At 36.4% G+C, this 24266-nt stretch carries 20 protein-coding genes; 14 read left to right on the top strand and 6 right to left on the bottom strand.

All coding sequences use genetic code 11. From position 1 onward, the window contains the following. Positions 1–4: 4 nt before the first annotated feature. On the top strand, positions 5–361 hold the full coding sequence (locus GN157_RS16020; protein WP_157484502.1) for a phage holin family protein: 357 nt from the start codon (positions 5–7) through the stop codon (positions 359–361). A 2-nt stretch (positions 362–363) separates the two neighbouring features. Continuing rightward, positions 364–603 carry a DUF6327 family protein gene (locus GN157_RS16015; protein WP_157484501.1) on the top strand — a complete coding sequence of 80 codons (240 nt, stop codon included), beginning with the start codon at positions 364–366 and terminating at the stop codon, positions 601–603. Positions 604–636: 33 nt separating this feature from the next. Here GN157_RS16015 and GN157_RS16010 read toward each other — a convergent pair whose 3' ends face one another. After that, positions 637–1617 carry an SPFH domain-containing protein gene (locus GN157_RS16010; RefSeq protein ID WP_035131724.1) on the bottom strand — a complete coding sequence of 327 codons (981 nt, stop codon included), beginning with the start codon at positions 1615–1617 and terminating at the stop codon, positions 637–639. 83 nt (positions 1618–1700) lie between these two features. Beyond that, on the bottom strand, positions 1701–3209 hold the full coding sequence (gene gltX / locus GN157_RS16005) for a glutamate--tRNA ligase (protein ID WP_157484500.1): 1509 nt from the start codon (positions 3207–3209) through the stop codon (positions 1701–1703). A 201-nt stretch (positions 3210–3410) separates the two neighbouring features. Here gltX and GN157_RS16000 point away from each other — a divergent pair, with 201 nt between their 5' ends. From GN157_RS16000 to GN157_RS15965, 8 genes are all read left to right on the top strand, one after another. Then, positions 3411–6710 (top strand): DUF4175 family protein, encoded by a 3300-nt coding sequence (locus tag GN157_RS16000; protein WP_157484499.1) that lies wholly within the window; start codon positions 3411–3413, stop codon positions 6708–6710. Further along, positions 6703–7116 carry an rRNA maturation RNase YbeY gene (ybeY, locus tag GN157_RS15995; RefSeq protein WP_157484498.1) on the top strand — a complete coding sequence of 138 codons (414 nt, stop codon included), beginning with the start codon at positions 6703–6705 and terminating at the stop codon, positions 7114–7116. Before GN157_RS16000 ends, ybeY begins: the two co-directional genes overlap by 8 nt. Before the next feature lie 22 nt (positions 7117–7138). Beyond that, a complete protein-coding gene (locus GN157_RS15990; RefSeq protein WP_157484497.1) occupies positions 7139–8542 on the top strand; it encodes a delta-60 repeat domain-containing protein in 1404 nt (467 codons plus the stop codon). Between the two features lie 161 nt (positions 8543–8703). Continuing rightward, positions 8704–10575, top strand: coding sequence for a tRNA uridine-5-carboxymethylaminomethyl(34) synthesis enzyme MnmG (gene mnmG, locus GN157_RS15985; protein WP_157484496.1), 1872 nt, complete (start codon positions 8704–8706; stop codon positions 10573–10575). 1 nt (position 10576) lies between these two features. Then, complete coding sequence (locus tag GN157_RS15980; protein WP_157484495.1) at positions 10577–11110, top strand: hypothetical protein; 534 nt, start codon at positions 10577–10579, stop codon at positions 11108–11110. Then, positions 11110–11964: a class I SAM-dependent methyltransferase gene (locus GN157_RS15975; RefSeq protein ID WP_157484494.1), complete on the top strand. Its 855-nt coding sequence runs from the start codon at positions 11110–11112 to the stop codon at positions 11962–11964. The genes GN157_RS15980 and GN157_RS15975 overlap by 1 nt, the downstream gene beginning before the upstream one ends. A gap of 244 nt (positions 11965–12208) precedes the next feature. Beyond that, positions 12209–12820, top strand: a complete 612-nt coding sequence (locus GN157_RS15970) for an OmpH family outer membrane protein (RefSeq protein WP_157484493.1) — start codon at positions 12209–12211, stop codon at positions 12818–12820. 100 nt (positions 12821–12920) lie between these two features. After that, entirely contained in the window at positions 12921–15191 is a 2271-nt protein-coding gene (locus tag GN157_RS15965; protein WP_157484492.1) for a helix-turn-helix domain-containing protein, read from the top strand. Positions 15192–15234: 43 nt separating this feature from the next. On the opposite strand, the gene GN157_RS15960 is transcribed toward GN157_RS15965, so the two are convergent. Further along, positions 15235–15615 (bottom strand): DoxX family membrane protein, encoded by a 381-nt coding sequence (locus GN157_RS15960; protein WP_157484491.1) that lies wholly within the window; start codon positions 15613–15615, stop codon positions 15235–15237. Between the two features lie 5 nt (positions 15616–15620). Next, positions 15621–16769, bottom strand: a complete 1149-nt coding sequence (locus tag GN157_RS15955) for a DNA polymerase III subunit (protein ID WP_157484490.1) — start codon at positions 16767–16769, stop codon at positions 15621–15623. A 190-nt stretch (positions 16770–16959) separates the two neighbouring features. Here GN157_RS15955 and GN157_RS15950 point away from each other — a divergent pair, with 190 nt between their 5' ends. From GN157_RS15950 to GN157_RS15935, 4 genes are all read left to right on the top strand, one after another. Further along, positions 16960–18147 (top strand): phosphoglycerate kinase, encoded by a 1188-nt coding sequence (locus GN157_RS15950; protein ID WP_157484489.1) that lies wholly within the window; start codon positions 16960–16962, stop codon positions 18145–18147. Positions 18148–18244: 97 nt separating this feature from the next. Further along, the gene (locus GN157_RS15945; RefSeq protein WP_157484488.1) at positions 18245–19969 is read left to right on the top strand and encodes a LysM peptidoglycan-binding domain-containing protein; all 1725 of its coding nucleotides are present in this window, start codon (positions 18245–18247) and stop codon (positions 19967–19969) included. A gap of 9 nt (positions 19970–19978) precedes the next feature. Beyond that, positions 19979–20953, top strand: a complete 975-nt coding sequence (locus GN157_RS15940) for a DUF4837 family protein (protein ID WP_157484487.1) — start codon at positions 19979–19981, stop codon at positions 20951–20953. Continuing rightward, positions 20950–21402, top strand: coding sequence for a GNAT family N-acetyltransferase (locus GN157_RS15935; RefSeq protein WP_157484486.1), 453 nt, complete (start codon positions 20950–20952; stop codon positions 21400–21402). The genes GN157_RS15940 and GN157_RS15935 overlap by 4 nt, the downstream gene beginning before the upstream one ends. A gap of 2 nt (positions 21403–21404) precedes the next feature. Here the strand turns inward: GN157_RS15935 and GN157_RS15930 are convergent, their stop codons facing one another. Continuing rightward, complete coding sequence (locus tag GN157_RS15930) at positions 21405–22223, bottom strand: OmpA family protein (protein ID WP_157484485.1); 819 nt, start codon at positions 22221–22223, stop codon at positions 21405–21407. A gap of 9 nt (positions 22224–22232) precedes the next feature. Then, positions 22233–24206, bottom strand: coding sequence for a KUP/HAK/KT family potassium transporter (locus tag GN157_RS15925; protein WP_317163550.1), 1974 nt, complete (start codon positions 24204–24206; stop codon positions 22233–22235). Between the last annotated feature and the right edge of the window lie 60 nt (positions 24207–24266).

Below are 24266 nucleotides of genomic sequence, written 5' to 3'. Positions count from 1 at the left end.
TTATATGGCATTTGAGGAAATAAAAGAAAATGCTGAGGATTTAAAAAACCAGGCTAAGGAGTTACTGGATGCTAATGTACAGTACTACAAGCTATGGGGTTTTAAAATCTTCATGAAATCAACATCTATGATGCTTAAGGTTATACTTTTAGGCATAATGTTGTTACTTGTTGTTTTATTTTTCTCGATAGCCGCGGCAATCGGTATTGGTTATGCCCTTGATAATATGGCCTACGGATTCCTTATAGTAGGCGGTATTTATTTAATACTGGCCATTATAGTATACTATTATCAGGATAAGATTACCGAGGGACCTTTACTGGCTAATTTTTCACGAATATTTTTTAAAGATTACGATTAGCCATGAAATCAAAAATATATCATAGTTACGAAGAAATCAATAATGACCTTAGAATACTAAAGGTTGAAAAAGATCTTGCGTACCATAAGTTAATCAAAGAAGTTGAAGAAACTAAAGAGAGTCTTCAGCTTAAAAATATAATAGGGGATACACCAAAACGGATATTAAGCATACTTGGTTTGTTTGCCGGACCTTTAAAAAGCCTGGCATTAACCATGTTGTTTAAAAAGATATTTAAATAAAAAGAGCGGCTTACTCAGCCGCTCTTTTCTATTTTAATCTTCGTCGTTATCAAAGTCAGTTTCCGGTTCTATGTATCTGTTAGAATCGTCATCTTTCTTCTTTTTTGAAGCATTTTTCATAGCTTCACCTACCTGGTTTGATGCCGTAAACGATGCTACCATATTGTTTAGCATATCACTACCTGCCTGTGGTGAGTTAGGTAAAAGGATAAGGTTAGAATTTGTATCGCTACCTATAGACTGCAGTGTATCATAGTGTTGTGTTACTACAATAAGTGCCGATGCTTCCTGAGAATTGATACCTACTTTGTTAAGTACATCAACACTTTCTACAAGACCTCTTGCAATTTCACGTCTTTGGTCAGCAATACCCTGACCCTGTAATCTTTTGCTTTCTGCCTCAGCTTTAGCTTTAGCTACAATACGAATTCTTTGTGCTTCCGCTTCATATTCTGCAGCCGATTTTTCCCTGTCGGCAGCATTAATACGGTTCATTGCATTTTTAACCTGAATATCCGGATCAATATCGGTAATAAGTGTATTGATAATGTCATAACCATAAGTGGTCATTGCATCGTTAAGCTCTCTTTTAACTGCAATTGCAATATCATCCTTACGCTCAAAAACATCATCTAGTTTAAGTTTTGGTACTTCAGCACGAACTACGTCAAATACATATGATGTAATTTGATCGTGTGGATATTCCAGCTTATAAAAAGCCTCATATACTTTTTCCTGAATAACTTTGAATTGTACCGAAACCTTCATTTTTACGAATACATTTTCTTTGGTTTTGGTTTCAATAATTACGTCAAGCTGTTGAATTTTAAGGTTTATTCTTCCCGAAATCTTGTCTATTAGAGGTACTTTCCAGTGAAGCCCGGCATGACGTATACTGCCGAATTTACCAAATCGCTCTATAATAGCAGCTGTTTGCTGTTTAACAGTGAAGAATGATGATAGAAATAATATGAATACTATAAACAGTAATACATACAAAAAAACGTTTCCCATGATTAGTTGATTTATTTTTAGTTTTGTTAAGATACGACTATTAGTATAATAAAAAAGCCTCTTGTTACAGAGGCTTTCAAATTTTATAATGTTTCAACGGCTTTTTTAATCCTGTTTACAGTGTCTTCTTTTCCAATTAATGCCATTATATCAAACAAATGAGGCCCTTTTAATGAGCCTACAAGGCTTAAACGGAGCGGTTGCATAACTTTCCCCATTCCTACTTCTTTTTCGCTTATCCAGGCTTTTACAACCGTTTCTAAGTTTTGTGAAGAGAAATCCATAGTATTGTTAATAACCTCGCTTAATTCGCTTAAAAGCGTTCCTGTATCCTCTTTCCAGTTCTTTTTAGCTTTCTCATCATATTCTGTTGGAGCAGTAAAGAAAAAGTCACTTAAGTCCCATAATTCACTTGTAAAAGTAGCACGTTCCTTAACCAGTCCAACAACCTGTTCCACATAATCAACCGGTTTGTTTATACCTTTTTCAAGCAGTGTATGGTTAAATTGAGAGGCTAGTGTACTATTATCCTGTCTAATGAAGTACTGGTGGTTAAACCATTTGTTTTTCTCAGGGTCAAACTTAGCACCAGCTTTATGCACTCTTTCTAAATCAAATGACTGTATCAGTTCTTCCAGTGTGAACAGTTCCTGATCATTACCCGGGTTCCATCCTAACAACGACAGGAAGTTAACAACAGCTTCCGGTAAAAATCCTTCTTCTCTGTAACCAGATGATTTGCTTCCGTCTGCATTAGTCCATTCAAGCGGAAATACAGGGAATCCCATTTTATCACCATCTCTTTTAGATAGTTTACCGTTACCTACCGGTTTAAGTATTAGCGGTAAGTGTGCAAATTCCGGAGCTTCCCAATTAAAAGCTCTGTATAGTAATGAGTGTAGGGGTAGAGAAGGTAACCACTCTTCACCACGTATAACATGGCTGGTTTCCATTAGGTGGTCATCTACTATATTAGCAAGGTGATAAGTAGGCATGCCATCACTTTTAAATAATACCTTATCATCTAAAAGGTTGGTTTCAAACTTCACATCACCACGTATAATATCCTTTAGGAATAAAGTTTCTCCTACAGGTATTTTAAAACGGATAACATATTCTTCACCTGCAGCGATTCTTTTTTCTGTTTCCTCTTTACTAATTCTTAAAGAGTTATCCAGTTTATCCCTGTTGGTATGATTGTATATAAATGTTTTTCCTTGTGCTTCTTCCTGTTTTCTTAAAGCATCAAGATCTTCTGCTGTATCAAAAGCATAATATGCCCAGCCTGTATTAATTAACTGTTCGGCATATTGCCTGTACATTTCCTTACGTTCGCTTTGGCGGTACGGACCATATTTACCCTCTTTACCAATACCTTCGTCAAAAGGTATACCTAACCAGTTAAGGGCTTCAATTATATATTCTTCTGCTCCCGGTACAAAACGGTTTTGATCGGTATCTTCTATTCTTAGGTAAAAAACACCGTTATTTTTTTTAGCAAATAAGTAATTAAAAAGGGCTGTTCTTACCCCTCCAATGTGTAATGGCCCTGTTGGGCTTGGTGCAAAACGTACACGAACTTGTTTGGACATTGTTAATAAATTTTAGCTGCAAAGATACAATTATGATATTTTCAAAAACACCCAAATAAGCTACATATTTAATTATTACATGTAAATACTTAATTATCAAATGTTAAACTTAAAAATTTGAATCTACAGAAAGTAGGATTTTACGTTTAATTATCCGGTAGAAATTGTATTTTTATCAGTTATTAACAATCGACTGTAATTTTGGAGGCAAAAAACATTATTTTCAACAAGCTTGAAGGCTTTATTAAGAAGTACTATACTAATGAGTTAATAAAAGGAAGTATCTTTTTTATAGGGCTGGGACTGCTGTATTTTATATTCACTTTACTTATAGAATATTTTTTATGGCTGTCTACCAGTTGGCGAACTATGCTTTTCTGGATGTTTATAGCTGTCGAAATATTTTTGTTATTTCGGTTCATACTCTTTCCTGTTTTCAAATTATTCAAACTACAGAAGGGTATAGATTATAATGAGGCTTCATCTATTATCGGTAATCATTTTTCTGAAGTAAGTGATAAGCTTACCAATTTTCTTCAGTTATCAAAATCTTCGCATGAGTCAGAATTGTTATTAGCTTCTATAGAACAGAAAGCTAAAAATTTACAGCCTGTACCTTTTGCTAATGCGGTTAATTTTAAAAAGAATTTAAAATACCTGCCATATGCAGCGATACCGGTTTTATTAATTTTAGTATTTACACTTAGCGGAAATTCTTCCATATTTACACAAAGTTTTGATAGGGTGGTGCATTATGACAAGCATTACACGCCACCTGCACCTTTTGAATTTGTTATTGTAAACAATTCACTTACTGCTCAACAGGGAACTGATTTTACTTTAAGAGTTAAAACCGTTGGTAATATTGTGCCAGAGAATACTATGATCACTATTGGTGATGAAAATTACTATTTAGAAAATACTGAAACCGGAGTTTTTGAATATACTTTTGAAAAACCTCTTAAAAATATTGATTTTCAGTTAGTTGCTAATAATGTTACCTCACAAGAGTATCAACTGGCTGTTGTAGCTGTACCAACGATATCAAACTTTGAAATGCAGCTTAATTTTCCGTCTTATCTTCATAAAAAAGCTGAAGTTATTCGTGGAACAGGAAATGCTGTAGTACCCGAAGGGACTAAAGTAACCTGGAAAGTAAGTGCTTTGGCTACCAATAAAATTGAATGGGTTGATAAAGATGAAAGCTTCCTTTTTAATACTACTGATAATGTTTTCTCATTAAGTAAAAACATACTGGGTAACATAGATTATCAGATTATGACTTCTAATGATAAAGTTCAGCATCATGAAAAATTACAGTATGCTATTACTACCATTAAAGATCAATACCCAACTATTGAAGTAGGCACAGCTCCCGATAGTTTGAATTTAAAAAATGAAGTTATATTGGGTCAGGTTTCCGATGATTACGGATTAACCAAACTACAGGTTGTATATTATCCGCAGGGTAACCCCGACAATGCTAAGAAAATGGTATTGCCTGTTAAGAAAGAAACTTTCGACCGATTTTTCTATACCTTCCCACAGGGACTTGATGTGAAGCAGGGCGTTAGTTATGAATACTATTTTGAAGTATTTGATAACGATGTTATACATAATTTTAAGAGTAGTAAGTCTTCAGTTTTTTCTCACAGAGAGTTAACCGATGATGAAAAACAAAATAAGGCTTTACAGGAGCAAAACAGTAACATAAACAGTCTTGAAAAATCAATTAAAAATCAGGATAAACAGCTTAGTGACCTTGACAAACTTCAAAAACTGAATAAGGAAAAATCTGCCTTAGAATATAAAGACCTTAAAAAGGTTGAAGATTTTATTAACAGGCAAAAAATGCTGGAAGAGCAAATGAAGGAATTTTCTAAAAAGCTTAATGATAACCTTGAGGAATTCAACCCGGAAAAGAAGGATGAAAACAAAGAGGAATTGATGAAGCGTTTGGAAAAACAGGAGAAGGAGGCTGAGAAAAATGAAAAACTTTTATCAGAACTTGAAAAGCTTACCGAGAAAATGGAGAAGGAAGAACTGTTTGATAAAATGGAGAAATTCAAACAGAAATCTAAAAGTCAGACTAAAAGTTTAGAGCAGTTGGTTGAACTTACCAAGCGTTATTATGTAGAAAAGAAAGCTGAGCAAATAGCTGATGAACTTCAAAAACTTGGTGTAAAACAAGAGCAATTATCAGAAGATAAAGAGAATTCTGCCGAGAAACAGGAAGATATAAATAAGGAATTTGATAAGCTTCAGGAAGAAATGCGTGAGCTTGAAAAGGCTAACGATGATCTTAAAAAGCCTATGGATATTCCTACTGATAAAAATGAAGAAGAGAATATAGAAGAAGATATGCAAAAGGCAACCGATGAGTTGCAGCAGGACAATAAGCAGGGAGCTTCACCAAAACAAAAATCGGCAGGTGAAAAAATGAAACAAATGGGAGGGCAAATGATGCAGTCCATGATGAGCGGAGGTATGGATATGCTAGAGGAAGATGTAAAAATGCTTCGTCAGATTTTGGATAATCTTTTAGCGTATTCGTTCTCTCAGGAAGATGTAATGAATCAGTTTAAAAATACTACTTCTGGTTCACCAAGTTTTAGTAAATACCTTATCAAACAACAAGACTTAAAGCAACAGTTCCGTCATGTAGACGATAGCCTTTTTGCTATGTCTTTACGTAATCCTAAAATCACAGAAGAGATTACTCAAGAGGTAGGAAATGTTCATTATTACATTGACAAAGCCTTAAATGATTTAGCAGAAAATATAGTTCCACGCGGTGTTTCTAACCAGCAATATGCAGTAACATCTGCTAATAAACTGGCCGATTTTTTAAGTGATCTTTTAAACAACATGCAGATGCAAATGCAAGGTTCAGGTCAGGGGCAGTCTAAGCCCGGTAAAGGTCAGGGGCAGGGAGGTATGCAGCTTAAAGATATTATCCAGAAACAGCAGGGACTTTCAGAACAGATGAAAAAAGGAATGCAGAAAGGACAGAATGAAGGTGATAAACCCGGTGATAGTAAAAGCGGAAAGAAACCTGGTGAAACAGGTGAGGGTGGAACCAGTGGTGAAGGTGAAGCAGGAGATCTTTTAGAGATATATAAAGAACAACAACAGTTACGAGAAGCTCTTGAAAAGGCTCTTGAAAAAGAGGGTATGGGTGGTAATGGTCAGCGTGCTCTACAACAAATGAAGGATATTGAAAAGCAACTTTTAAATAAAGGTTTCAAGAACGAAACACTAAATAAAATGCTTAATCTTAAATACGAACTTTTGAAGTTAGATAAAGCTATTCAACAACAGGGCGAGGAGAATAAACGTCAGTCGCAAACCAATACTAAGGACTTCAAAAATAGCTCGACCAATATACCAGATGAACTTAAAGAATATTTAAACAGCATAGAGATTTTAAACAGACAAAGTCTACCTTTGCGCCCAAATTATAACCAAAGGGTACAAACCTATTTTAAGAACAATGATTAGCTTTAACTACGAAACCGATTTTGAATTGGAAAATGAAACCCTTTATGAGGAATGGGTTTCTAAAATTATAGATTCTGAAGATAAAACAGAAGGAGAAATCAATTACATTTTTTGTGATGATGAATACCTTCTACAAAAGAATATAGAGTTCCTTAATCATGATACTTTAACTGACATTATCAGTTTTGATTACACTATGGGGAACCTTATTAGCGGTGATATTTTTATTTCTGTTGAGAGAGTGAAAGATAATGCAGCCGATTTTAATACTGAATTTATTGAAGAATTAAAACGTGTTATGGCTCATGGTATACTTCACTATTGCGGTTATAAAGATAAAACCGAAGAGGATTCTGCTTTAATGCGGGATAAGGAAAACCAAAAAATTAACCTATTTAACCAATAATAACTATTAAAATTCACCTTACATGTACAAAATTATACCAGCTTTATTATTATGTAGTTCGTCACTTTTTTCCCAAAGTTTAACTGTCGATGAGAGTTTTGATCAGGGAAATGGTTTATCTGTTATGAGTATAGTAAATGATGTTACTCAATTTACTAACGACCAGATTTTATTAATGGGTACTATGAATATGTATAATGGTGTACCGGTTGGTAACATTGCTCTTATTAATAGTGATGGCTCTGTGGATTATAATTTTAATTGCGGTTCATGTTATGATCAAGATATCAGTACTGCTGTTACACAAGGAAACAAACTTATTATAGGAGGTAGTTTTACTGAACTTAATGGTGTTCCAAGGAAATATCTGGCAAGACTTAATGGCGATGGTTCTTTAGATAATTCTTTTGATGCTAGCGATTCTTTTGACGATGTTGTTGAGAATATAAATATATCTCAAATTAGTATTATTGGAAATTATCCTTTTCAGCAATTATATTTTTCTGGTGGGTTTTTAGTAGACGGTATACTTTATGGAAATCCTATTACAAGACTTAATTTTGATGGCAGTTTAGATACAACATTTAATTTCGAAAATATTTTAGATGTTTCTTATATTGAATGTTTTACTGTGCTTGAAAACGGAAAAATTTTAGTTGGAAGTTTAGTTGAAGGATTATTTAGGATTAATAATGACGGGAGTCTTGATGAGTCTTTTAATGTGTTTAATACAGACACCTGTGTTATCAATTCTATGTGTGTGCAGGATAATGGTAAAATTTTGTTAGCAGGCTATTTTAGAAATTATGATACAAATTTAAGGTCACCGCTTGTGAGATTAAATGAAAATGGAAGTGTTGATTATTTTTTTGATTCTTTTGAGGTAAACAGTAACGGTAATAATCAAGAAATTTATTCTATTACAAAATTTAATGATAAAATTATTTGTAGTGGTCAGTTTAGTTCATACTACGGTTTTGATGATTTTCTTGTTTTAAATATGGATGGTAGTTTTGATGAAAGTTTTGACATTGGAGGAGTAACTTCTGAATTTTATGGAGAGAATAATTATATTTCTAAAGCTGTTGTTTTGAATGATAACGAGATAATGATTTATGGTAGGTTTGATAAAGTTGGAGAATCTTCTGTTGTAAATTTAGCACGGTTAAGTTATAATGATTTAAATGCGAATGACTATAACAAGAGTAATGATTTAACTATTTATTCTCAAAATGAAACCACCTATTTTAATTCAGTTAACCAGAATATCTCTAGTATAGAATTTTATGATATTTCAGGCAGACTAATTAACAGTACTATTGTTAATTCTGATACTTATAGCTGTACATTACCAAATAATAGTCTAATTTTGTACCGCATTTTTTTAAATGATGGCACTACAGTTACTGGTAAAGTGATTCGTTAATGTTTCACGTGGAACAGTAGTTTAGGTATCTTTTTTGAGTTTGTGTTCCACGTGGAACATAAATATTTTTTGAGAGTGAATTTTAAAACGTTCCACGTGGAACGTTTGAGTGAGAAGAAAATTTTTAGCGTTCCACGTGGAACAAGATAGGAGAAGTTAAAATGTTTCAAGAAGTATATGATGTAATTGTAGTGGGTGCAGGTCATGCCGGAAGCGAGGCTGCTGCTGCCGCTGCTAATATGGGTTCAAAAACGCTTTTGGTTACCATGAGCTTGCAAAACATTGCACAAATGTCGTGCAACCCAGCAATGGGTGGTATTGCAAAAGGTCAAATTGTACGTGAGATTGATGCGTTGGGCGGGTACTCTGGGATTGTGTCTGATAAGACAGCGATCCAGTTCAAAATGCTCAACAAATCAAAAGGGCCTGCTATGTGGAGTCCGAGGGTACAAAGTGACCGTATGCGTTTTGCTGAGGAGTGGAGATTGATGTTGGAACAAACTCCTAATTTGGATTTTTATCAGGAAATGGTTTCCGGTTTGCTTATCGAGAATGGTAAAGTAGCCGGTATAAAAACATCTCTTGGAATTGAAATCAAATCTAAATCGGTTGTCCTGACAAACGGAACTTTCCTGAATGGATTAATCCATATTGGGGAAAAACAGTTTGGAGGAGGTAGAGCAGGAGAGGGTGCTTCATACGGAATAACTGAAGATTTGGTTAAAGCTGGTTTTGAAGCCGGACGTATGAAAACAGGTACGCCACCACGTGTAGATGGACGTTCTCTTGATTATTCAAAAATGATTGAACAGCCCGGAGATGAAAACCCAGATAAGTTTTCATATTTGGATATAACAAAGCCACTGGTTCATCAACGTTCGTGTCACATGACCTATACGTCAGAATTAGTTCATGATGTGCTTCGTGAAGGATTTGACCGTTCACCAATGTTTAATGGTAGAATTAAAAGTTTAGGGCCGCGTTACTGTCCGTCTATTGAGGATAAAATTAACCGATTTGCAGATAAAGACCGTCATCAGCTTTTTGTTGAGCCTGAAGGATGGAATACCGTAGAGGTTTATGTAAACGGATTCTCTACTTCTTTACCCGAGGATGTTCAGTTTAAGGCACTGCGTTCTGTAACCGGTTTTGAGAATGTAAAATTCTTCCGTCCGGGTTATGCTATAGAATACGATTATTTTCCGCCTACACAGTTAAAGCATACGCTTGAAACTAAACTGGTGGAAAATTTATATTTTGCCGGACAAATTAATGGTACTACCGGATATGAGGAAGCAGCTTCACAAGGATTGATGGCTGGTATAAATGCTCACCTTAAAGTACACGATAAAGATCCGTTTATATTAAAACGTAACGAAGCTTACATAGGAGTACTTATTGATGACTTAATTACTAAAGGTACAGAAGAACCATACAGGATGTTTACTTCGCGTGCCGAGTATAGAACCTTACTTCGTCAGGATAATGCCGATTTTAGGCTAACACCTCTTTCTTATGAAATTGGTTTGGCAAAAGAAGACCGACTTAAAAGAATGGAAAGCAAAAGAGAGCAATCTCACGCTTTCGTAAACTTTTTTAAAGAAACAAGTGTTAAGCCAGAAGAAGCTAACCCGATACTTGAAGAAAAAGGATCTTCGTTAATGAGTCAGCCTGATAAAATGTTTAAAGTATTTTCAAGACCGCAAATTGAACTTGATGATATTTTAAAGTTTGAAAAAGTTCAGGAATACATTAACGAACACAATTTAGATAAAGAAGTTGTTGAGCAGGCCGAAATTCAGGTTAAGTATTCTGGTTATATTGAAAAGGAGAAAAACAATGCTGATAAGCTTAATCGTTTAGAGGATGTAAAAATCCCTCAAAATTTCGATTACGATAAGATTAAATCACTTTCTTACGAAGGAAGAGAAAAAATGAAAAAAATAAGACCCGTAACTATTTCTCAGGCTTCCCGCATTAGTGGCGTGTCGCCTAGTGATGTTTCGGTACTTTTAATTCATATGGGAAGATAATATGAATAGACTAATAATGTTTCACGTGGAACGTAAAATAAAAACCCTTTTTCAAAGAGGGTTTTTTCTGTTTTTGCTGTTTGGAGTTTTACAATCGTGTGTTACACCCAGGCAAGCTATAGATGTGTCCGATTATATTTTAGTTGAGAATGGTAAACAGATTTATGGTAAAGAGGAAGGACTTACCGCTTTTATTTTTCAAAATAATCCTAAAAAAGTAATTTTTGCAGAATTTTTAGGCAATAAGTATAATTTGATGAAGTTTACCGATATTGAATATTGGATTACTTTAGAAGGAATGAAGTTTAAAGTTTTTTTTTATGAAAATGATGAAGTGAACAAATATTTTGACACAACAGATTATGTTGCTTCTAATGTTGTATCTGATTCGGCAGTTGTAGGATCAAAAGTAAAATTCCTGGCAATTTCTGTTGTTAATGAATATAATGAAGATTGCCTGTCTGATTCTTCATTATTCAAAAACATAGTAATTAATTATCTAAAAGACTTAAAGGACGAATACAATAATTTATAATGAATTTTTCAGAAAACAACGTTTATATTACCGTAAAGGATCATTCGGTTTCGGGAGAAGAGTTTCAGTTATTACTGGATACTGATTTGGGATTATTAAAAACCCATCCGCAACCCGCACCCGAAAATTTAGGAAGCTATTACGAAAGTGATGATTACATTTCGCATACTGACGGTAAACGTTCGCTTTTTGAAAAATTATACCATGTTGTAAAACAAAAAGCATTAAGAGATAAATTATCTATCATAAAAAAATACCATCCTGAAAAAGGTAAACTCCTGGATATTGGTGCAGGGACGGGAGACTTTCTTGTAACAGCAAAAAATGACGGTTGGGATAGTTTTGGTATAGAACCAAGTGAAAAAGCTAAAAAAATTGCAGTTTCAAAAGGAATTTCATTCAAAAATGATATAAAAGAACTTGAAAATAGCTCTTTTGATGTGATCACTATGTGGCATGTTTTAGAACATGTTCCTGATATTCAGCAACATATAACCGAATTAAAGCGAATTTTAAAGCCAAACGGACTCATAATCATAGCCGTACCCAATTATAACAGTTATGATGCGAAGCATTATGGAAAGTTTTGGGCTGCTTATGATGTGCCAAGACACCTTTGGCATTTTTCGAAAAAATCCATTAAGCTGCTTTTTTCAAAACAGGGTATGGATTTAATAAAAATCCTGCCAATGAAATTTGACAGTTTTTATGTGAGTCTTCTTTCTGAAAAATACAAAACCGGAAAAATGAATTTTGTAAAAGGATTTTTAACCGGATTACGCTCAAATTTAAAAGCAGCGGGAAATATGGAGTACTCGTCGCTTATTTATGTTATAAAACATGGTAAAAATTAAATAAAACTTCATAAATAAACGTTTGCTGCCTGTAATAAGGAAATGCCTTGACGTTTTTAAAAACGCTCTTAAAAACGATTTATGAAGCCCGATTTTGATTTACATTGTTTATAGCATAGATTTGTTTTCATAAAATTTATTTATGGTTAATTTTTTGCCGTAAATTTTAATAAAAACTTGTTTTTGCATCTTTGATGCGAATTATTACTTTTACCGAAATTTTTTTAAAAATCGAAAAACGCAAATGAAAAAATCTTTATTGATACTTGGTCTTGCCGTTACACTTTTTTCATGTAACAAAAATGAAGGTGGTGCAACCGAATTCAAAACGGCTTATGTTAACACGCAAAAGTTAATGGACGATTCTGAAGCTTTAAAGGATCTTAACTCAAGAAGCAACGTTAAAGGAGAAGAACTTAAAAGGGAACTTAACGATGAGTACCAAAAGTTAAGACTTGATTATGCAAAAGCTCAGGATGAAGCACCAAGAAGAGGAGCGCAATGGGTTCAAACTAAAGCACAGGAATTCCAGGAAAGAGAACAAAAACTTTCTATGATGCAGGATGGTATGATGAGACAGCTTCAGGAAGAGTTTGCTCCGCAAAGGGATAGTATTGTTGAAGAGATGCGTGCATACATCAAAGATTATGGCAAGAAAAACGGTTACGATTATATTTATGGTACCGGTGATTCTGCCAATGTGCTTTATGCTAAAGACAGCTATGAGATTACAGAAGAAATCATTACAGCAGTGAACGCTAAGTTTAAAGGTGAGAATCCTGACGCTGTAAAAACAGAAGAGAAAGCTACTGAAGAAAAAGCAGAAACTACTGAAAAAGAAGAAGCTGCAAAATAATTTCAGTCTTATAATATTAAATTAAGCTCCCAAAAGGGAGCTTTTTTGTTGCCATAAATTTTTTATACTTAATTTCGGGATTCCAATAATTATACGCCTCATGCAAAGTCTATCTACAGCAGCCGAATATACCTTACGTTTTATAAATCAAACTAATAGATCTATTTTCCTTACCGGTAAAGCCGGTACAGGAAAGACTACTTTGCTTAAGGAAATTATTCGTACCACGCATAAAAATGTAGTTGTGGTAGCACCTACGGGTATTGCGGCGCTTAATGCAGGTGGTGTAACCATACACTCCATGTTTCAGTTGCCTTTTGCAGGTTTTATCCCCGATAATGTAACACCACAGGTGACTGATACCGTACGTTTTGAAAATAAAGACAGCCTGCGTAGGCACTTTAAAATGAGAGGGGATAAACAGGCAGTAATCAAAAACATGGAACTGCTTGTTATTGACGAGGTGAGTATGTTGCGAGCCGACTTGCTTGATGCTATGGATTTTATGTTGCGCAATGTGCGTCATAAAGATATTCCGTTTGGTGGTGTTCAGGTGTTGTTTATTGGAGATCTGTTACAGCTGCCTCCGGTAGTAAAAAATGAGGAATGGGAAGTATTGAGTCAGTATTATAGAGGAAAATATTTCTTTCACTCTCAGGTAGTTAGTAGTAATCCGCCGCTGTATATAGAGCTTTCTAAAATATACAGGCAAACCGATGATGCCTTTATATCAATACTTAATAACCTGAGGAACAATGTAATAACTCCAAATGATATAGCGGTTTTAAATAACTACGCCCAACCTGATTTTGATTTGAAAAAAAATCCGGGGTTTATTACACTTACTACTCATAATGCGAAAGCCGATAATATAAACGCCAAAGCACTGGATGAACTGGATGAAAAGGAATTTGTTTTCCATCCTGAAATTGTGGGCGATTTCCCAGAGAAAATCTATCCGGTAGAGGAGGAGCTTAAACTAAAAAAAGGAGCTCAGGTAATGTTTATTAAAAACGACCTTTCTCCCGAAAAGAATTATTTCAACGGGAAAATCGGTATAATCAAATCAGTATCTGATGAAGAGATACTGGTACATTTCCCTGAAGAAGATCTTACCATTGAGGCCGATAAGTACGAATGGAAAAACGTAAAATATCACGTAAACGAAAATACTAAAGAAATAGAAGAAGAGGTTTTGGGTACGTTTGTACACTATCCGCTTAAACTGGCTTGGGCGATAACGGTACATAAAAGCCAGGGATTAACCTTTGACAAAGCTGCGCTCGATGTATCAGGTGTTTTTCTGCCGGGGCAGGCCTACGTAGCGCTTTCACGTTTACGTTCGTTAAACGGGCTTATTTTGCTTTCTCCGCTACAAATGAATGGTCTTACTAATGATATGGATGTAATGGGCTACGCCTCGTCTAAAGTTAAGGAGGAGCAAATGGAGCTGTTTTTACAAAAAGATACGCTTCGTTTTATATTCAATTACCTGAAAAACAGCTTTGACTGGGACGAGCTTACCGATGTTTGGCAACGACATAAACTTACTTACCTGCAGGAAGGACCAAGATCACTTAAATCCAAACACAGGGAATGGGTCAACTTATCTGAAGATAAGATAAAGAAAATGCATACCCCGGGACATAAGTTTATCAGTCAGCTGGCTAAATTGTTTTCCGTGGAACAACCTGATATGAAGTTCGTACAGGAGAGGGTAGAGGCGGCTTACAACTATTTCTTTCCGGTTATGGATAGCCTTGTAACAGGTTTGCTTCAAAAAATGGAAGAGATAAAAAGGCTGAGAAAAGCTAAAGGTTTTTATGAGGAACTCTCAGAACTGGAAGAGTTGCAAACCTATACGGTAATCAGGTTGATGAAAGCTAAAAGACTAATGCTTGCCGTGCTTAATGAGGAAGAGATTATAAAAGAAAATCTTATTACACCCGAAATATACTCATACCGAATTAAGAAACTCGAAACCATACGCAAAAACCTTAAGGATAACCCTGTTACTTTATTGCAGGAGGAAACCGAGGAATATGATAACTATCCGGCGAAAAAGAAACAGCCTAAAAAATCTACGCTTGAGGAGACGTTTGATTTGTGGAAAGAAAAAATGAGTATTGAAGATATTGCCAGAGTGAGGAAACTTACCGAAACTACGGTGCTTAGTCATATTGCCGGACTGGTTCAGCGCGGAAAAATCCAAATTGAGGAAGTACTTGCTGAAGATAAGATTGCCGAGCTTGCCAAAGCCTTTGAAGATTTTGACGGGGAATCACTTACAAATCTTAAAGAAAAACACGGCGAAGCCTTTACCTGGGGTGAGCTACGATTATACAGGGCAAGCCTTAACGATGACGAATAAAAAAAGCCCCTCACTGAGGGGTTTTATATTTTTTGTTTGGTTATTAATATAACCAGTTCAATAACATTACGGTAGGGATAAAATAGATAACAATAGTTCGTGCCCCGTCATAATCTTTGGCAAGACGCTGACCCAATAACAGTAAAAGCAGCGTAGCGCTCGATACTATTGCGGCATAACCGGCAAATTCGGTATCATCGTTCATAAAAATCTGAATGATTCCAATAACCGAAAAAGCACCTGCAACAATCTCAAGGATAAGTACTAAAAGTAATGCGGCCGGAACCTGGTTTTTAATTGCACTTTGTGAAAAATGACCTTTAAGCCACTCTACATTTCCTTTCCAGTCGGCAACTTTATCGTAGCCCGATTGGATAAAAGTTATGGCTAAAAAAATCAGGATAATAATGATAGCTGGTGTCATAATCTTTACTTTTTATGAATTAATCGCGTTAGTTTTATGGAAAGGTCGGTTAGTATAATTTTGGCATTACCGTTTCTTTCAATATGGTATAGTGCGTCCGACAGTTCTTTAAAAATATCATTAATATTATTTCCGTTTACAAACGGAGCAAAATTTTCAAGTTTAAACTTATCGACAGTAGGCTCCATAAAAACCAGTTCTTTTGCCTGATAGTTGAGCAGTAATGCCTGACGGAACATATCGATACAAAAATGGATAAACTGTTTTTGAGCTTCACGGCCAATACCCGCAATCTGTTCGCTCCAGGCAATTAGATCCTGTATGGCAGCGGCGTTTCCTTTTGCTCTAAAAGCGGCGCGTACCCATTGTACAAACCACTCTTCAAAAGGGAAACCGTTATTGTCTTTGTTTAAAATTTGTAATGCCTTATTAAAATTTCCCTGTGCCTGATGGGCAATTTTAAGGGCTTCATTATTGTCAAGTCCTTTTTGGGAAATAAGTGCATCGGCAATAGCCTGCTCACTAAGTCCGCCAAAATGTAATACCTGGCAGCGTGAAAGTATGGTTTGCAGTATATCGTCGTCACTTTCGGCAATCAGCAGGAATATGGTTTTTTGCGGCGGCTCTTCCAGTAGCTTCAGTAATTTGTTGGCTGTTGCTACGTTCATTCTGTCGGCCATCCATATAATCATCACTTTATAACCACCTTCGTATGCCTTTAACGAGAGTGATTTTACAATCTCATGTGCTTCATCTACTCCTATCTGTCCCTGTTTGTTCTGAATATCAATCTTCTTGTACCAGTCAAAAAGTCCGGCATAAGGGGTTTCGGTAATAAACTCCCTCCAGTACTTTAAAAAGTTGGCACTAACAGGATGGCTTTTCACTTCGCTGTTGGTAGCTACCGGAAAAACAAAATGTAAATCGGGGTGTGAAAAATTCTGGAACTTTAGGTTACAGGCAGCATTACCGCTGTTGTTTTCGCTGTTAGTATTGGAGCATAAAATATACTGGGCATAAGCAATTGCCATGGCCAACTTGCCTGATCCTTCGGGACCTACAAAAAGCTGAGCGTGCGGAATCCTGCCGGAATCGGCACTTTTTGTCAAATGGCTTTTAATATGTTCCTGGCCTAATATATCTGAAAAAAGCATAGGGCAAATATAGAAGAATTTATGGGATGATTACCATAATAAACTATTACGTTTTAGTGGTTAATCTCCTAACTGTAAAGCAATGAGACATATATGTTAAATAATGGGGAGCCCCTTATTTTATTATAATTTTTTTAACGGAAAAAACTATATTTGCCTTTAATCAAATTTAAACAACTTAAAATACAGTATGAAGACCCTTAATGATTTTGACTTTAATGGCAAAAAAGCAGTTATAAGAGTAGACTTTAACGTGCCTCTTGATGAGAATTTTAACGTAACTGATGATACAAGGATTGTAGCTGCGAAGCCCACAATAGATAAAATCTTAAATGACGGGGGAAGTGCCATTTTGATGTCGCACCTTGGAAGACCAAAAGGGAAAGAAGAGAAATATTCCCTTAAGCATATTGTTGCCAAAATATCTGAAGTACTTGGTGTTACCGTAAAATTTGTTGAAGACTGTGTGGGTGCTGATGTTGAAGCTGCCGCTGCGGTTTTACAGCCGGGTGAAGTACTGCTTTTAGAGAACCTGCGTTTTTACAGTGAAGAAGAAGCCGGAGACGAAGGTTTTGCAAAACAACTGGCCAATTTAGGCGATATTTATGTTAATGATGCCTTTGGTACTGCACACCGTGCACATGCATCTACAACTATAATTGCAAAGTTTTTCCCTAAAAATAAGTGTTTTGGCTCGCTTCTTGCTAAAGAAATAGAAAGTCTTAATAAAGTGCTAAATGATAGCAAAAAACCGGTAACGGCTGTTTTAGGAGGATCTAAAGTTTCTTCTAAAATAACGGTTATTGAAAACATACTGGATAAAGTAGACCATATGATAATTGGAGGAGGGATGACATTTACTTTTATCAAAGCTCAGGGCGGTAAAATAGGTGATTCTATTTGTGAGGACGATAAACTTGACCTTGCCCTTGATATTCTTGCCAAAGCAAAAGAGAAAAATGTACAGGTACATATTCCTGTAGATGTTATCGCTGCCGATGGATTTAAGAATGATGCAAACACTCAGGTTACTAACGTAACTGAGATACCTGATGGCTGGCAGGGACTTGATGCCGGACCAAAATCACTTGAAAATTTCAGAAAAGTAATATTAGAATCCAAAACCATTTTATGGAATGGCCCACTGGGTGTTTTTGAAATGGAAAGCTTTGCTAAAGGTACAATTGCGTTAGGTAATTATATTGCCGAAGCTACTGAAAGCGGAGCCTTTTCACTTGTTGGTGGAGGTGACTCTGTTGCGGCTGTTAAGCAGTTTGGGCTTGAGCCTAAAATGAGCTATGTGTCTACAGGTGGTGGTGCCATGCTGGAGATGCTTGAAGGTAAAACCCTTCCGGGTATTGCGGCTATTTTAGAATAGCACTGTTAAAATTTATACGAATATTACAAAATTAAAGTTATAGCATGAGTTGTTATTTTTGTAACAATTTGTAATATAACGGTTTAACAAGTAAATTATGAGTAAAAGAACATTGTCTCTGCTGTTAGCAGCATTCTCAATCGGGGCTTTTGCACAGGAAAGTGCAGAGGCCGATGTACAACTGAAGCCGGTAACCAAAATGTCATTTTTGGATTCCATTAAATCAGGATTTGTACGTCATGACGAATTGAGATGTATTGACAGCCTATGGATGAAGGAGTTAACAAACACTGAGTTGTTTGATGACATGCAGGATGATATTGAGATGGTGAATCCTGATGACGATGTGGCTTTTGAGTTATCTACAGAGCTTTTACAGCAAAGGCTTAAGGAACTTGATGCCAAATCGCCGTTTAACATTGAATATAGCAAGGGGCTGGAAAACATTATTAAATCGTACTTAAAAAACAGGCCAAAAAGCTTTTCGCGACTTATGGCTATTTCACAGTACTATTTCCCGATGTTTGAAGAGCACCTGGCAAAATATGATGTGCCTATCGAGATTAAGTACCTGGCTGTAATTGAGTCGGCACTTAATCCGAGGGCAAAATCAAGGGTAGGAGCTACCGGGCTATGGCAATTTATGTATCCTACCGGTAAGCAGTACAACCTTGAGGTAAACTCATATGTTGATGAGCGTTGCGATCCGTTAAAGGCTACCGAGGCGGCTTGCCAGTACCTATCAAGCCTGTACAACATATTTGGCGACTGGGATTTGGTATTAGCTTCCTATAATGCTGGTCCGGGTAACGTAACTAAAGCGATACGTCGTTCTAACGGACAAAAAAATTACTGGAACATTCGTAAAAACCTACCAAGGGAAACACAGGGTTATGTGCCGGCTTTCCTCGCTACCATGTACATTTATGAGTATGGTAAAGAGCATGGTATTACTTCAAACGAAGCTCCGGTAACTTATTTTGAGACCGATACTATTATGGTGAAACGTAAAATGACCTTTAAACAGGTAGCAGATTTGATTGATGTACCGGTTGAGGAACTGGAGTTTCTTAACCCTATATACAAGCTTGATGTTATTCCTTATGTTGCCGATGAGCCGCATTATTTAAGACTTCCAAAAGATAAAATCGGGCTATTCACTTCAAACGAAACGGCAATTTATGCCTATGTAGATTATGAAGACCTGAAGAGGGAAAGACCTAATTTTATTGACGAGAAAGATAAGGAAGCGTTAGCCAGTATAGGTAAAACCACTAAGGTTAGTACAAAATATCACACTGTTCGCAGGGGTGATGTACTTGGGTCAATAGCAAACAAATATGGTGTTTCGGTTTCCGATCTTAAAAAATGGAACAGGGTAAAAGGCAATACTATATATGCCGGACAAAAACTTAAAATACATAAAACCATAATTGTTAACCTGCCTAAAGAAGAAACTGCCGTAGCTGCAAAAACGACAAAACCTAAAAAGGCAGAAACTAAGCCGGAGGTTAAAAAAGCAGAAGAAACTAAAGTGTCTCCAACTGAAGGAGATAACGAGGAAGTAATGGTTGCTGATGCTGAGGAAAAAGTGGAAGAAGCTCTTGAGACTACTGAAACTAAAGTAGCGCTTAAGGAAACTAAAAAACCTAAAACAGCTTATGAGGAAGCCCGTTTATACATTGTACAAAAAGGGGATTCACTTTTCAGTATTGCAAAAAAACACCCAGGTGTAACAGTAGAAAATCTAAAAGACTGGAATAAGCTTAGCGGCGAACATATTAAGCCGGGAATGAAGCTTAAGGTAAGCAGTATAAATTAAACGCATTTCATGTCGGGAATAAAACAAATACTGAATTTTGTTTTTATCCTGTGTATTATTAGCTGTAATAGCGATAGTAGCAGTGATGGCAGCAGTTCTTCAGGAGATATTAATGAGATTTCCATTATCATTGACGATAAACTGTGGAACGGTGATGTAGGTGACAGCCTGCGAAAAAAACTGGCTGCTCCCGTTGAAGGCCTTACACAGGAAGAACCTCTGTTTACCCTAAACCAGTATAACGAAAATATTTTTGACGGAGGACTTACCAAAGGACGTAATATCATTGTAATTGACAGGGATAGTATAAATTCCTTTAAGTTCAAGACAAACAGGTACTGTTCTCCTCAAAACATATTTACCATTAAAGGGCAAACTGCCGAAGAATTACTTTTCCTAATTGAGATTCATACCGATGAGATAGTTAGGAAAATAAGGGAAACCGAAATTGATGAAAACCAAAAAAGGAATGCCAAAACAGGATTGGTAAACCACGGTGTTTTCGAAAAATTCGGGATATGCATTAATGTTCCTTCAAGCTATAATTTTGCCATGAACAGGCATGATTTCCTTTGGCTTAAAAAAGATACTCCCGGCGGAAATACCAGTATTTTAATATACAGGGTGCCTGCCGGTGTTATTGAGCACGACAAAACCATTTTGAACAATATTATCCAAATGAGGGATTCCATAGGTGTTAAGTATATTCACGGTTTGGAAAAGAACACCTACATGATTACCGAAGAGGCGTATTCCCCATATTTTTTTACTACAAGTTATAAAAACAGAATGCTGTTTGAAACCCGTGGAAACTGGGAAATGGCAAACGAATTCATGTCGGGTCCTTTTATAAACTATGCCGTTAGGGATAATGTTAAAAATGATTACTTTATAATTGAAGGGTTTGTTTACAGCCCGTCTACTCCAAAAAGGGATTTGATTGTGGAACTGGAGTCCATAATCAGGTCTGCCGAATTTCTATGAAGCCAATATTCAAAATAAAGCGATTTAACGAGCTTTCTCTTTCTGAACTATACGAATCCCTGCAATTGCGCAGTGAGGTGTTTGTAGTAGAACAAAACTGCGTATATCAGGATGTAGATGGTAAAGACACAAAGGCAATTCATGTTTTAGGCATGTTTGATAATACTGTTGTGGCTTATGCCCGTTTGTTTGAACCAGGCGATTATTTTCAAAACGCCTCAATAGGAAGGGTTGTAATAAGCGAAAAATACCGCGACCGTAAATGGGGTCATGATTTGATAAAAGAATCATTACAAGCCATAAAAACACACTATAATGCCAAAGAGGTAACCATCTCTGCACAGCTATACCTTAAAAAGTTTTATGAATCACACGGATTTATACAACAGGGGGAAGGCTATCTTGAAGACGGCATTCCCCATATTGAGATGAATTTATCTTTTGTTTAGGTTTATACCTTTGTGATAAGGAACTCCACACGACGGTCAAATTCAGAACCTTTGCCTAATGACTGGGTATTTCCGTAGCCTTTGTATGTCATTCTCCTTGCCGGAATTTTTTTAGACACAAGATATTTATAAACTGCATAGGCACGGTTTTTAGATAATTCCCTTTTTTTGGTATCCTTATCTATAGCTTCCTTTTGGAAAGTTGGCGTACAGCAAACATGTCCCTGTATTTCGAACTGAAGGTTTTTGTATTTGTGCAGTATGCGTGCTATTTTGTCCAGTTCCTTACGGGTAGAAAGTTTAAGTTTACTGCTGCCGCGATCAAAAAGAATGTTGCGTAAAATTATTCTGTCTCCTACAACCATTTCCGGTTTAATAGCGTCATAAACTCCGGGATCTAACGGAGGAGGAGGTAATGGTTTAAAGTTTACCAGTACATCCACACGTCTGTTTTTAGAACGCGCTTCCGATACGTTATCAATATCCTCTTCAAGTAAAATCCTGCCACGACCTTCAATGGTAACGATAATCTTGTTTTTTATGCCTTTTGAAACAAGTTTGTCTTTAATCGTATTGGCACGGTTGTTAGACAGTTTGTAGTTGTATTCGTCTTTACCACGGTCGTCACAGTACCCAAAAATCTGGATGCTTTCCACACGGGTAGTATCTAATGCTGTAATAAAGCCAACTACATCGTTAGCCTGTTTTTCATCGAGGTTAAACTTATCAAATTCAAAGTAAACAGAGTGTACGAGCTCCTCCTGTGAAAATGAGATTTTGGGTAGTAATAGTAATAATAAGATGCAGATAAAAGGTTTCATTTGTAAATTTTAGTTAGGATCATCAACTCTTGTCAGATGCAAATCCTCAGGCGGGTGAATTACAATAGGGAACTGCTCTACTTTTACCGAACTGTTGTCCAGCCCGAAAGCACGTCCTTCTGTAAGGCTCACCTTTTTAAGGATAAAGTATATGTCAAGAATAATTCTTTCATACCAAGGCAAATCGTTGTCATAAGACAGGAACTTCTCGATAATCACAAACTTAAAATCACCAATTACATTGTTACGGTTTAGGGACTCATAACGGCTGGTAATATCTACCTCTCCGTTTTTCACCATGTCTTTTACAACGTTTTTAAACATAAGGTTAACCCTTGGCGCCACACGGAAACCAAGATAAAAGTCAACCCTTATCACATCGTCCTTCATTATTTCCCTAACGCGATAATCCATACGGTAAGGTTCGTCTACCACGTTTACGTGAACAAACCAGTAAATATCGGCGCGTTTAGGGCGTTTTTGTAATATCGAATAAATAATTTTCGATTCAATCTCATCGCTAAACTGAGCATTGGTTAAGTATACCAGGTGGGTTGCATATTTTGGTATGGACTTGTCATTACTCAGGTCAGCCAATACGCTTTTGTAATTATCAATTTTCGTGAATTCTGTGTATTCACTACGTATCTTTTTAGCGGTAAACCAAACTGCCATTATAGTGGAAAGCAGTCCGGCGATTATGAGTGATACGTAACCTCCGTGAGTAAACTTACTGATATTAGCAATAAAAAATGAAATTTCTATTGAAAAATATACCATTACGGTAAATAGTATCAGTATAGGGTTGTAACGTTTCATTACCATATAGTAGCCTAATAGGGTAGTGGTCATTATCATACAAAGTACAATGGCTAAACCATATGCAGCTTCCATATTGCCCGATTCCCTAAAGTGCAGTACCACAAATACACAGCCCAAAAACAACAACCAGTTTACCGATGGTATGTACAATTGTCCTCTTAGTTCTGTAGGGAATTTAACCGATACTTTAGGCCAGAAGTTAAGTCGCATGGCTTCACTTATAAGCGTGAACGATCCGCTAATTAATGCCTGAGACGCGATAACTGCGGCCGATGTGGCAATAGCGATACCAACAGGTACAAACCAGTCTGGCATTAGTAAATAGAACGGGTTACCAGGGTTGGAATTATGACTTAACTGTGAAAGGGTTTTACCCGAATGTGATATTAGGTAAGTTCCCTGCCCAAAATAGTTTAAAACCAGCATACTTTTTACAAAGCCCCAGCTTATCCTGATGTTGCTGCGCCCGCAGTGCCCCATGTCGCTATAAAGAGCCTCAGCTCCTGTGGTACAAAGGAAAACAAAGCCCAGCACATAAAAGCCTTCATGGTGTATACTTAGCAGGTGTATGGCATAGTAAGGGTTTAATGCTTTTAGAACAGCGATGTTAGATACCAGTGGGATTATACCCAATATACCCAGCATACCAAACCATATTAGCATCATTGGTCCAAAGAATTTACCAACCAGTTTGGTTCCAAAGCGCTGAATAGCAAATAATATGAAAAGAATACCTATAACGATAGGTACTGTATCGATATCCGGATTGTAAATGCGAAGTCCTTCAATAGCTGAAGAAACCGAGATAGGTGGTGTTATGATACCATCGGCAAGCAGGGCACTACCACCAATGATGGCCGGGACAATAAGTCCGCGTTTTTTTAATCGTTTTACCAGTGTGTAGAGTGAGAAAATACCACCTTCCCCTTTGTTATCTGCCTGTAGGGTAAGTATAACATATTTTACTGTGGTTTGCAGTGTAAGTGTCCAGAATATACAGGATAACGCTCCAAGTACTACTTCTTCCTGTATAGGCAGTTCGCCCATTATGGCTTTCATTACATACAGGGGTGACGTACCTATATCTCCGTAAATAATACCTAAAGTAACTATTAGTCCGCCTAGAGTTACTTTGTTCAAATGTTTGTGACTACTGCTCACGATAACAATAAATTAAAACCGCAAAGGTATACGTTTTTATAAAAATCAATAAATGTATGT

The sequence above is a fragment of the Flavobacterium rakeshii genome (genome assembly GCF_009741375.1).
GTDB classification, from domain to species: domain Bacteria; phylum Bacteroidota; class Bacteroidia; order Flavobacteriales; family Flavobacteriaceae; genus Flavobacterium; species Flavobacterium rakeshii.
The sequence above is the reverse complement of the archived record's forward strand: the minus strand, read 5'-3'. Positions and strand labels throughout refer to the sequence as shown.